10 protein-coding genes are annotated in these 11,453 nt (G+C 70.4%); 7 read left to right on the forward strand and 3 right to left on the reverse strand.

All coding sequences use genetic code 11. The annotated features are described in order from the left end of the window. Nucleotides 1-458 (forward strand): RodZ family helix-turn-helix domain-containing protein (locus K2Z83_RS02990; RefSeq protein ID WP_220593694.1); only part of this gene is annotated, 458 nt, incomplete at its 5' end. A 20-nt stretch (nucleotides 459-478) separates the two neighbouring features. Here K2Z83_RS02990 and K2Z83_RS02995 read toward each other — a convergent pair. Both K2Z83_RS02995 and mutS read right to left on the reverse strand, forming a co-directional pair. Continuing rightward, complete coding sequence (locus K2Z83_RS02995) at nucleotides 479-1,402, reverse strand: bifunctional riboflavin kinase/FAD synthetase (RefSeq protein ID WP_220593695.1); 924 nt, start codon at nucleotides 1,400-1,402, stop codon at nucleotides 479-481. A 124-nt stretch (nucleotides 1,403-1,526) separates the two neighbouring features. Next, nucleotides 1,527-4,562, reverse strand: coding sequence for a DNA mismatch repair protein MutS (mutS, locus tag K2Z83_RS03000; protein ID WP_220593696.1), 3,036 nt, complete (start codon nucleotides 4,560-4,562; stop codon nucleotides 1,527-1,529). A gap of 326 nt (nucleotides 4,563-4,888) precedes the next feature. Between mutS and K2Z83_RS03005 the strand changes: the two genes are divergently transcribed. Together K2Z83_RS03005 and K2Z83_RS03010 are read left to right on the forward strand one after the other, a co-directional pair. Then, nucleotides 4,889-6,214: a glycosyltransferase gene (locus K2Z83_RS03005; protein ID WP_220593697.1), complete on the forward strand. Its 1,326-nt coding sequence runs from the start codon at nucleotides 4,889-4,891 to the stop codon at nucleotides 6,212-6,214. 42 nt (nucleotides 6,215-6,256) lie between these two features. Next, complete coding sequence (locus tag K2Z83_RS03010; protein WP_220593698.1) at nucleotides 6,257-7,486, forward strand: glycosyltransferase; 1,230 nt, start codon at nucleotides 6,257-6,259, stop codon at nucleotides 7,484-7,486. Between the two features lie 20 nt (nucleotides 7,487-7,506). Here the strand turns inward: K2Z83_RS03010 and K2Z83_RS03015 are convergent, their stop codons facing one another. Further along, nucleotides 7,507-8,277 (reverse strand): inositol monophosphatase family protein, encoded by a 771-nt coding sequence (locus K2Z83_RS03015; RefSeq protein ID WP_220593699.1) that lies wholly within the window; start codon nucleotides 8,275-8,277, stop codon nucleotides 7,507-7,509. A 172-nt stretch (nucleotides 8,278-8,449) separates the two neighbouring features. On the opposite strand from K2Z83_RS03015, the gene K2Z83_RS03020 reads away from it, so the two are divergent. From K2Z83_RS03020 to K2Z83_RS03035, 4 genes are read left to right on the forward strand one after another with little or no spacing between them, the layout of a single operon-like run. Continuing rightward, a complete protein-coding gene (locus tag K2Z83_RS03020; protein WP_220593700.1) occupies nucleotides 8,450-8,842 on the forward strand; it encodes a RidA family protein in 393 nt (130 codons plus the stop codon). Further along, nucleotides 8,836-9,846: an LLM class flavin-dependent oxidoreductase gene (locus tag K2Z83_RS03025; RefSeq protein WP_220593701.1), complete on the forward strand. Its 1,011-nt coding sequence runs from the start codon at nucleotides 8,836-8,838 to the stop codon at nucleotides 9,844-9,846. Before K2Z83_RS03020 ends, K2Z83_RS03025 begins: the two co-directional genes overlap by 7 nt. Then, nucleotides 9,843-10,706: an ABC transporter ATP-binding protein gene (locus K2Z83_RS03030; RefSeq protein ID WP_220593702.1), complete on the forward strand. Its 864-nt coding sequence runs from the start codon at nucleotides 9,843-9,845 to the stop codon at nucleotides 10,704-10,706. Before K2Z83_RS03025 ends, K2Z83_RS03030 begins: the two co-directional genes overlap by 4 nt. Next, a complete protein-coding gene (locus K2Z83_RS03035) occupies nucleotides 10,694-11,386 on the forward strand; it encodes an ABC transporter permease (protein WP_220593703.1) in 693 nt (230 codons plus the stop codon). The genes K2Z83_RS03030 and K2Z83_RS03035 overlap by 13 nt, the downstream gene beginning before the upstream one ends. Nucleotides 11,387-11,453: the final 67 nt, after the last annotated feature.

Below are 11,453 nucleotides of genomic sequence, written 5' to 3' on the forward strand. Positions count from 1 at the left end.
CAAAGCCGGCTGAGGCGGCGCCCGGAGCGAGCGACGAGCGATTCGGGCCGCGCCTGCGCAACGAGCGCCTGCGCCGCCACCTCACCCTGGTGCAGGTGGAGAACGATCTGAAGATCCGCATGTCCTACCTTCAGGCCCTCGAGGACGAGAAGTACACCCTGCTCCCCCGCGGCCCCGCCGCGCTCCAGATGGTGCGCAGCTATGTGACCTTTCTCGGCATCGACCCCGAGCCAATGATCGCGGAGTTCCGCGAGCAGCACTACGTCGAACAATATGAGCCGCTCCCGGCCCTCGGAGGCTCGCGGCTGCCACGCAGCCTGCCGTCCTGGGTGATCTGGGCGGTGGCCGTGCTGCTGGCCCTCGCCGTCGCCGTCGGGGCCATCCTCTACTTCGACCCGGCCTTCTTCCAGAACCTCTGGGCGCAGATTATAGGGTTGATCCCCCAGGCCACGCCGTAGGGACGCAGCGCGCTGCGCCCCTACACCGCCCCCAACAGCTCCCGCGCCGCGTCGGCGTCCCTGCGGATCTGGGCGACCAGGGCGTCGACCCCGCTAAACCGCTGCTCGCCGCGCAGGCGGTGCAAGAAGGTCACCTGCAGCGCCCGGCCGTACAGGTCGCCGCCCCAGTCGAGCAGGTGGGCCTCCACCGTGCGGCGCAGGCCGTCGAAGGTGGGCCGCACGCCCACGTTGGTGACCGCCGGCAGGCTGGCCCCATCGAGGGCGATCCGGCAGGCGTAGACGCCGTCGGCGGGGAGCACGTGCTCGGGGCGGATCTGGAGGTTGGCCGTGGGGAAGCCGATCAGGCGCCCGCGCTGGTCGCCCGGCACCACGGTGCCGCGCAGGCCGAAGGGCCGCCCGAGCATGGCCGCCGCCCCCTCGACATCCCCGGCGGCCAGCAGCCCGCGCACGCGCGAGGAGCTCACCGGCTCGCCGCCGAGCATCACCTTGGAGACCGCCCCGACGGCGAAGCCCAGATCGCGACCGATCGTCATCAGGCTGGGCACATCGCCGGATCGCCCGCGGCCCATGGCGAAGTCCTCGCCGACCCACAGCTCGCGCAGGGGCAGCGCGGCGCAGATCTGGGCCATGTAGGCGGCGGCGCTGGTTGTCTTCGTCGCCTCGGTGAACGGCGCGACGATCAGCAGGTCTGGCCCGAGGGCGGCGATCAGGTCGATCTTCTCCTCCAGGCTGGTGAGCAGCTGCGGCGGGCTGTCGGGGCGCAGCACCAGGTTGGGGTGCGGGTCCCAGGTGAGCGCGGCGCTGACGAAGCCGAGCTCGCGGGCGCGGCGCACGGCCGTCCCGATCAGCTGGCGGTGCCCGAGGTGCAGCCCGTCAAACTTGCCCATGGTGAGCACGGCGGGCCGCTGCGCGATCCCAGGCGCGAGCGAGCGGACAATTTCCACAGCGCGACTTCTCCACTTCCGGCGATGATCTGCATAGGAGTGTACCACACCTGTCAGAGATTCTACATTCAGTGCGTGGCGAGAATCTGCCGGCGAGGCCGGCAGATTCTCGCCGCGCCCTACGCTACTCCCGCAGCAGCTTCTGCAGCTCGTAGAGCTTATTCATAGCATCCAGCGGCGTCAGCTCGTTGATGTTGAGCCGGCGCAGGTACTCCACCACCGGGCTCGGCGCGAGGTCGAAGAGGGAGAGCTGGGGGGAAGGATGAGAGATGAGGGATGAAGGATGAACAGGTGTGGGAACACTGCTCACAGGCTGAGGTAGCGCATGCCCCTCCTGCGCTTCATCCTTCATCCTTCTACCTTCATCCTTCCGCGCCCCCTCCAGCTCGGCCAGCAGCTCGCCCGCCCTGCGGATGACCGACTGCGGGATGCCGGCCAGCTCGGCCACGTGGATGCCGTAGGAGCGGTCGGCGCTGCCGGGGCGCAGCTCGTGCAGGAAGACCACGTGGTCGCCCTGCTCGACGGCGGCCATGTGGTAGTTGCGCAGCCGGGCCAGCGGCCCCTCCAGCGCGGTCAGCTCGTGATAGTGGGTAGCGAAGAGCGTGCGGCACTGCAGCCGCGGCTCGTCGTGGATATACTCGACCACCGCGCGGGCGATCGCCATGCCGTCGTAGGTGCTGGTGCCGCGGCCCACCTCGTCGAGGATGATCAGGCTGCGCCGGCTGCTCTGCACCAGCAGCGCGGCCGTCTCGGTCATCTCCACCATGAAGGTGCTCTGGCCGGTGGCGATGTCGTCCTGGGCGCCGATACGGGTGAAGATCCTGTCCACCAGGCCGACCTCGGCGGCCTCGGCGGGCACGAAGGAGCCGATCTGGGCCAGCAGCACGATCAGGGCCACCTGGCGCATCACCGTGCTCTTGCCGGCCATATTCGGCCCGGTGATGATCAGCAGCTGGGCCTCCTCGGTGTCCACGCAGGTGTCGTTGGCGACGAAGGCCTCGGGGAGCATCTGCTCGACGACGGGGTGCCGCCCGCCGCTGATCTGGAGGCGGGTGCTGTCGTTGAGCGCCGGGCGGCAGTAGCGCCCGCGCACGGCGACCTCAGCCAGCGAGGCGACGGCGTCGAGCTGGGCCAGGGTGCGGGCCACGCCGCGCAGGCGGTCGGTGTGCTGGCCCAGCTCCTCGCAGAGCCGGGTGAAGGCCTCGCGCTCCATCTCCACCAGCTGGAGCTTGGCCCGGTCGATCACCTGCTCGTACTCCTTCAGCTCCTCGGTGATGTAGCGCTCGGCGCCAACTAGCGTCTGCTTGCGCTGGTAGTCCTTGGGGATGAGCTTCTCGTCGGTGGTGCGCGAGGCCTCGATGTAGTAGCCGAAGACGCTGTTGTAGCCCACCTTGAGCGACTTGATCCCGGTGCGCTCGCGCTCGCGGCCCTCCAGTCGGTCGATGTAGTCCTGGGCGTGGCGGCTGGCCCGCACCAGGGCGTCGATGCGCGGCTCGAAGCCGGGGCGGATCACCCGCCGCGGGCGCTCGCCGCCCTCCTCGGCCGACCGCAGGTAGTTCGAGGCGCCCAGCAGCGCCGGCGGGTCGTCGTCCAGGGCGCGCTCCAGCAGCGCGGCGATGTCGGGGCAAGGGGACAGGGGACTGGGAACAGGGGACAGGGCCGGGGCAGAGGTAGGCTCATCGCCAAACAAATCTTCTTCGTCTTCTCGCACAGATTCTCGGCTCCCTGTCCCCTGTCCCCTGTCCCCTGTCCCCTGATTGGGTAGCAGATCGCCCAGCGCCTCGCCCACCGCCTCGACCACAGCGGGCAGGGCGCGCAGGGCGGCGCGCAGCTGCACGAGATCGCGCGGGGTGGCCACGGTGGTGCCCTGGGCCACGCGGTTGACCGCGCGCTCCATATCGCCGACCTCGCCGAGGGCCTGGCGCAGCTCGGCGCGCAGCAGCGTCTCGTCGACGCAGCGGGCCACGGCGGACTGTCGCTCCTGGAGCGGAGCTAGGTCGAGCAGGGGCTGGGCGATCCAGCGCCGCAGCAGGCGCGCGCCCATAGGCGTGCGGGTGCGGTCGAGGATATTCACCAGGGCCGTCTTGCCGCCCGACGAGGTGCTCTCCAGCAGCTCCAGGTTGCGCCGGGTCTGCGGGTCGAGGAACATGAAGCTGCCGGTGGTGTAGACCCGCAGGCTGTTGAGCTGGCTCGCCTGGTGGCGCTGGGTCTGGTGGACGTACTGGAGCAGGGAGCCGGCGGCGCGGGTGGCCAGGGGCCGTTCATCAAGGCCGAAGGCCGACAGCGACTGGACGCGCAGCTGGCGCAGCAGCGTCTCCTGGGCGGTCTGGGCGTCCCAGCGCCAGACAGGCCATGCCGTCACGTGGCCCTTGGCCCAGCGGGCGTCGCTGGCCTGGTCGAGGCGGCGGGCGACCCGCTCGTGGGGCAGCAGCAGGTCGCGCTCGCCCTTGGTCATCGGCGCGAGGTCCTGGGTGAGGCGGGCCTCGGCGGGGGCCAGCTCGGGCAGGCGCAGGCGCTCATCGTCGGGCACGAGCACCTCGGCCACCTGGAGCCGCGAGAGCTCGCCGTGGAGCTGGGCGGCGGCCCGCTCGCCGCTGAACTCGATCGCGGCGAACTCGCCGGTGCTCAGGTCGGCGTAGGCCAGGCCGATCCGCTCGCCCTCGACGATCGCGGCGGCCAGGTAGTTGTTAGCCGTCGTGGTGAGCATCGAGGAGTCGATCACCGTGCCGGGGGTGATCACCCGCACGATCTCGCGGTGGACCATCTTGCGCTCAAGGTCGCCGGGGGCCGTCTGCTGGATGCCGCTGGCGAAGATCGACTTGGGGCGGGTGTCGCTGCGCGAGGACTCGGTCTCGCTGAGCTGCTCGGCGATCGCCACCCGGTAGCCGCGGCCCACCAGGTCGTTCACATAGCGCTCGACGGCGTGGTAGGGCATGCCGGCCATCGGAGACCAGAGCTTCTGCTGATCCTTGGGCTTGCCCTTATCGACGGCGAAGTCCTTGCGGGTCAGGGTGACGTCGAGCAGCTCGGCGATCAGCTTGGCGTCGTCGTCAAAGGTCTCGTAGAAGTCGCCGAAGCGAAAGAGCAGGATCGCATCCTCGGCCTCGGCCTTCAGCTTGCGATACTGACGGTACCACTGGTGAATCTCGACCTTCGCCATCGATCATACTCCAAAGGGTACAGGGGACAGGGGACAGGGGACAGGGCATAGGGCACTGCATGCTGACGTGTCCTAAAAATTATAGCACTTATATTCGATCGAACAGGCGGCCCGCGCGTGGCCGATGTTCATCCTCGGCGGGTATGATACCCTGGCAGCGGAGATTGGGAGCTACGGCGCAAGCCGGCACCGGGAGCCGCGGCTAGGTACGGGTGGCGCTGGCGCGGAGGGGGGAGTCGCCAGCATCATCCGGGCCTGCCGGGGCTTTTTTCGCCCCCGCTGGATGAGCGCAGCGCCAATAGCGCGGGCGCGCCCTGGGAACGCCGATGAACATCCTGTTACTCACCAACGTTGTCCCGTACCCGCCCGACAGCGGGCCGAAGGTCAAGACCTACCACCTGCTCAGGCACCTCGCCGGGCAACACCGGGTGACGCTCGTAAGCTTCGTCCGCGCCGGCGAGCGCGCCGACCTCAGCGCCCTGCGCCCGCTCTGCGCGGCCATCCACACGGTGCCCCTCGCGAATGACCGCCTGCACCACTATCGCTCGCTCGCCCTCAGCCTGATCACGGGGCGCCCGTTTAGCGTCGAGCGCGACTCCAGCCCGGCCATGCACGCGCTCCTGGCCCGCCTCGTCGCCGAGGCCAGGCAGGCCGGCGCGCCCTTCGACCTTGTCCACGCCGACCAGCTGCACATGGCGCCCTACGCGGAGTCGCTGCCGCTGCCGCGCCTGCTCGACAAGCATAACGCCATCTACCGCATCTACGAGTCGCTCGAAGGCCAGCGACGCTGGCTGCGGCGCTGGCTGGCCCGCCGTGAGGCCGCGCTGCTGCGCGACTACGAGGGCCGCCTCTGCAGCGCCTTCGACGCCGTCACCACCGTCAGCGAGGAGGATCGCCAGGCCTTGCTGGAGGTGATGCCGCGCCCGCGCGAGCTGACGACGATCCCGATCGCCATTGACGGCAGCGATCTCCAGCTGATCGCGCGCGCCCCCGACTCGCAGGCGGTGCTGAGCCTGGCCTCGCCCGACTGGCCGCCGAACGCCGAGGGGATCGCCTGGTTCGCCCGCGAGGTCTACCCGCTGGTGCGCCGGGCCGCGCCCGACAGCCAGCTGTTCATCTGCGGCGATCAGCCAGGCCCGGCGGTGCGGGCGCTGGCCGAGCGCGACCCGAGCATTGAGGTGACCGGCTTCGTCGAGCCGGCGGCCTACATCGCCCGATCCGCGTGCCTGATCGTGCCGCTGCGCCAGAGCGGCGGCATGCGCGTGATGATTCTGGAGGCCCTGGCCCGCGGCATCCCGATCGTCTCGACGAGCGTCGGGGTCGCCGGGCTCGACCTGCGCCCCGGCGAGCACCTGCTTGTGGCCGACACGCCCAGCGACTTCGCCGACGCGGTGGGGCTGCTGCTGCGCGAGCCGGACCTCGGCCGGCGGATCGCGGCGGCCGGGCGTCAGATCGTCCTGGAGCGCTACGAGTGGCGCGCGGTCTACCGGGCCATCGACGATGTGTATGAGCGGATCACAGAGCGCAGAGCGGGGAGCGCAGAGCGCAGAGCGCAGAGCGCAGAGCGCAGAGCGCAGAGCGCAGAGCGCAGAGCGCAGAGCGCAGAGCGCAGGGCGCAGAGCGGGGAGCCGCACCGGATCCACACTCCATAATCTGCAATCTGCAATCTACAATCTGCAATAACAGGGGGGGCTATGCAGATACTCTTCATATCCGCTGACGTGCCATCGCAGCGACATATCCGGGCGCACGGCATGCTGAGCGCGCTCGCGGGCCAGGGGCACCGGATCAGCGTCGTGTGCGGCGCCGCGCCCGGCAGCCAGCGGCACATCGCCGCGCTGCGGGAGCGCGGGCTGCACGTGGTGGCGGTGCCCCAGAGCGCCGCCGAGCGCAGGTGGAACGCGCTGCGCGCGGCGCCAGGCCCGCTGCCCGCGCGGGCGGCCGCCGCATTCGGGCCGCGGCTTCTGGAGGCGGCGCGCGATGAGGCGCGCGGCGGAGACTACGATATCGCCCACGTCGACGGGATGGCCGCCTCGGCCCTGGGCTGCGCCCTGATCGGCGTGCCCGCCATCATCGACGCCGCGACATGCGAGAGCCTGGCCCTCACCCGCCGATCGCGTGACAGCTGGCGCCGCGCCTGGCAGATCGCCCCCGAGCTCGCCCGCACCCGCCGTCACGAGGCCGCCTACATCCAGAGCTATGATCGCATCATCGCCGCATCGGCGGAGGATGCCTGGGCGCTTGGCGCGCTGAGCGCGTCGCCCGCCGCCCTGAGGGCGAACATCCACGTCGTCCCCACGGCGATTAGCGGGCGGAACAGCCCCGGTCTGCTGACTCTGCGCGAGCAGGGCACACTGCTGCTCTGCGCCACCCCCGAGGGCCGCGAGGCCGCCATCCGGCAGGTCGCCGACACGGTGATGCCCCTGATCTGGAGCCAGCGCGCCGACATCAAGCTGCTGGTGGTCGGGCCGCTCCCCGCTGACACGTCCCGGGGCGTAAGGGCCGACCCGCGCATCCTCAGCGTGAGCGCCGACGACTGGCGGGCCGCCGCCCGGGCGACGATCGCCCTCGCCCCCGGCGACGCCTCGTCGGCCGACGAGGCGCTCCAGACGATGGGCGCGGGCACCCCGCTCATCGCCTCGCGGGCGATCGGCCGCGCCCTGCGGGCTGACGGCGGGCGCGACCTGCTGCTGGCCGATGGGCCGAGGGAGCTCGCGCAGGCCGCCCTCGATCTGCTCGACGACCCGCGCTACCGGGGGCAGATCGGCCGCGCCGGCCGCGCGTATGTCGAGCGGCAGCACGGCCCCGCAGCGGCGGCCGATGCGCTCGAGCGCATCTACGCGGCCGCGCGCGGCGCATCCATCGCCGACTGGAGCCTCGGTGTGGGGCTAGGCCTCCTAAACGACCGCGAGGTGGGCGGGTAGGGACGCAGCGTGCGGCGTCCCTACGGCTTTCGTGACACATAGCCGCGCAGCGTATCGATCATGGATGGCGCGGCGGCGATGATCGGCTCGGGCAGCTTGCGCCCATCGAGCAGCTCGGTTGTCTCCAGATCAGCCCCGCTCAGCCCGCGGATCACACCGCCGGCGGCGCGCAGGATGGACATGCCGGCCGCGAGATCCCAGAGGTTCGCCCGGCCGATCAGGGCGCCCAGGGCGCTGCCCCGCGCCACGTAGCACAGGTCGGCGGCGATGCTGCTCAGGGCGCGCGTCTTTCCCGGAAAGCTGATGGTGAAGGAGCGGTGGGCGTAGGACGAGACCGACATCCAGTCGTTGCCGTCGATCGTCTGGGCGGTGAGCACGCTGATCTGCTCGTCGTTTCGGTAGGCCGGGCCCTCGGCGTCAGCCCAGTAGCAGTCATCGAGGATAGGGAGGTAGATCACCCCCAGACAGGGCTTGCCGCGCCGCATCAGGCCGATCGAGACGCACCAGAGCGGCAGCCCGGCCACAAATGCCCCCGTGCCATCGATCGGGTCGATCGACCAGACATATTCCCGGTCGATCGCGCCGACCCCCTGCTCCTCCCCCATCACCCCGTGCTCCGGGTGGCGGGCGGCGATGCGCTCGCGCAGCATCGTCTCGACCTCCACGTCGGCCTGCGTCACCCAGCTGCGATCGGCCTTGCGCTGTCGCGCAACATTGTTAAAGTAGCGGCGGGCCAGCGCCCCGCCCTCGCGTGCCCACTCCTGTACCTCGGCAATATCGACGTCGCTCACGCGCTCCTCCTCAGCCCGCATACAAAAAGTCTCTCCCTCGTATGATACCCCATGTGGGCAGTGGAATGTAACAAAACACGATCAGAGGATCGTGAATTTTGAGTCACCCGCCGCGTATCGCCAGTCTCTGCTACAATGGCGCAAACCCTTGTATCACGAAGAGAGGCACACGATGAAGCGCAGGCTGATCTCTAGCGGCACGCCCTGGGAGGCGCTGGCCGGCTACTCGCGGGCGGTGCGCGTGGGCGAGCGGGTCTTTGTCTCGGGCACCACCGCCTCGGACGCCAGCGGGGCGGTGCAGCACCCCGGCGACGCCGGCGCGCAGACGCGCTATATCATCCGCAAGATCGAGGCCGCCCTGGCCGAGGCGGGCGCCGGCCTGAGCGATGTGGTGCGCACCCGCGTCTTTGTGCGCAGCATCGCTGACTGGGAGCCGGTCGCCCGCGCCCACGGCGAGCTCTTCGCCGACATCCGCCCGGCCAACACGCTCGTCCGCGCCGAGATGATCAGCCCCGAGATGCTGGTCGAGATCGAGGCCGAGGCGATTGTGAATGTTGAATGTTGAATGCTGAATGCTTAATGCCGAGCACTCAACATTCAACATTCAACATTCAACATTCAACATTCAACATTATGAAGTTTTCTATCCGTCTGAACAATGATCTGCCCGTAAAGGATTATGTCGAGCTCGCGCAGATCGCCGAGCAGGCCGGATTCGACCAGATCTGGGTGAGCGACGACCTGTTCCTGCGCGGGGTCTGGCCGATCCTGAGCGCCTGCGCGGTGGCCACGCGCCGGATCGGCCTGGGCACATGCATCGTCAACCCCTACACCTGCCACCCGGCCGAGATCGCGATGCAGGCGGTGGCGCTGGACGAGCTGAGCGGCGGGCGGCTGCACCTGGGCGTCGCGGCCGGGGCCGGCGAGTTCCTGGGCTGGCTGGGCATGCCCCAGCCGCGCCCGCTGGCCGTCACCGCCGAGACGATCCGCCGGCTGCGGGCGCTCTTCGCCGGCGAGGCCGGGCCGTTCTCGGGCACCGGCTGGCCGGACTGGGGCGCCGAGGCGTACATGCGCGTCCCGTCGCGGCCCATCCCGATCTACCTGGGGGCCATGAGCCCGCGCATGCACGCCCTCGTCGGCGAGCTCGCCGACGGCGGGCTGCCGCTGCTCTTCCCGCCCGAGCGCTACGCCGAGGTGGCCGCGCGCGTGGCCGGGGGCGCCGCGCGGGCCGGGCGCGACATGGCCGACATCGACCTGGCGGCCTGCATCTGGGTCTCGGTGGCCGAGCGCCGCGAGGAGGCCGAGGCGGCCCTGCGGGCGAAGGTGGCCTACTACGCCAACGCGATGAGCGACGAGGTGCTGAGCGGCCTGGGCGTCAGCCGCGAGGAGACGGCCCAGATCGCCGCCGTGGCCCAGGCCGGCGGCGACCTGGGCCGGGCCGCCGGGATGGTCAGCCCGGCCCTGCTGCGGATCGGGGTGGCAAGCATTCGGCTGTGTCGCGTAGCGACACAGCCGAATGCTTCGGCCCTACGCCCCAACGTCCCCAATACACATGGAGGCCCCCGATGATCGAGGTGTCCGACCTGACCTACACCTACCCGAAGGCGCACGGCCCGGCCCTGCGCGGGCTGGGGTTCCGCATCGAGCGCGGCGAGATCTTCGGCTTCCTGGGGCCGAGCGGCGCCGGCAAGTCCACCACCCAGAAGATCCTGATCGGCCTGCTGCGCGGGTACGCGGGCCGGGCCTGCGTGATGGGCCGCGAGGTGGGAGCCTGGGGCAGCGACTACTACGAGCGGGTGGGCGTGGCCTTCGAGCTGCCGAACCACTTCATGAAGCTCACCGCCCGCGAGAACCTGCGCTACTTCGCCGCGCTCTACCGCGGGCAGACCCGCCGGCCCGCCGATCTGCTGGCCCAGGTCGGCCTGGAAGGCGACGCCGACACGCCGGTGGCCCAGTTCTCCAAGGGCATGCGCGTGCGGCTGAACCTGGCCCGCGCCCTCATCCACAGCCCCGACCTGCTCTTCCTCGATGAGCCGACCTCCGGGCTCGACCCGGTGAACAGCCAGCGGGTCAAGGAGCTCATCCGCGCCGAGCAGGCGGCCGGGCGGACGATCTTCCTGACCACGCACAACATGGCGATCGCCGACGACCTGTGCGACCGGGTGGCCTTCATCGCTGAAGGGAAGATCGCGGCGATCGACGCGCCGCGCGCGCTCAAGCTGCGCTACGGCGCGCCGACGGTGCGCGTGGAGTACGCCGGGGAGCAGGGTGCTGAGCAGCGCGACTTCCCGCTGGAAGGGCTGGGCGCGTGCGCCGCGTTCACCGAGCTGCTGCGCACCCATGCCGTGCAGACCATCCACAGCCAGGAGGCCAGCCTGGAGCAGATCTTTATCCGCGTGACAGGGAGGAGCCTACAATGGGACGCCTAGCCCACACCGTCCGCTGGGACATCACGCTCCAGGCCCGCAACGGATTCTACCTGGTGACGGGGCTGGTGCTGCTGATCTGGGCGGCGCTGCTCATCCCGCTGCCGGCCCTGGACACGGAGTGGCTGCTGCCGCCGCTGATCCTGAGCAACCTGGTAGTGGGCGGATTCTACTTTGTGGGGGCGATCGTGCTGCTGGAGAAGGCCGAGGGATCGCTGCTGGCCCGCGCGGTGACGCCGCTGCGCGGCGGCGAGTACCTGGCGGCGCGGGTGATCAGCCTGAGCCTGCTGGCCCTGGTTGAGAACCTGGGCATGGCCGCGCTCTTCCGGGGCGCGGGCTTCAACCCGCTGCCGATGGCCGGCGGGGTCGTGCTGGGCACGGCGCTGTTCTGCCTGGCCGGGCTGATCACCGTCGCGCCCTACGGCTCGATCAACGCCTACATGTTGCCCTCGGCGGCGGTAGCCGGGCTGCTGGCCCTGCCGACGCTAAGCGCCCTGGCCCGCTGGGAGAGCCCGCTGCGCTACCTGCACCCGCTGGAGCCGGCCATGCTGCTGATGCAGGGCGCATTCCGGCCCCTCTCCGCCGGGGAGCTGGCCTACTGCCTGATCGCCGGCGCCCTCTGGACAATCGCCCTCGGGCGCTACGCCCTGCGGGCCTGCCGGAGGCTAACGGCTGAGGCATAGACCTGCCCCCCATACGCCAGGATAGCTGTACGGGCGCAGCAGCCGCCATGACACACCTGGCTGCCAA

The sequence above is a fragment of the Oscillochloris sp. ZM17-4 genome (assembly GCF_019599295.1).
Lineage (GTDB): Bacteria > Chloroflexota > Chloroflexia > Chloroflexales > Chloroflexaceae > Oscillochloris.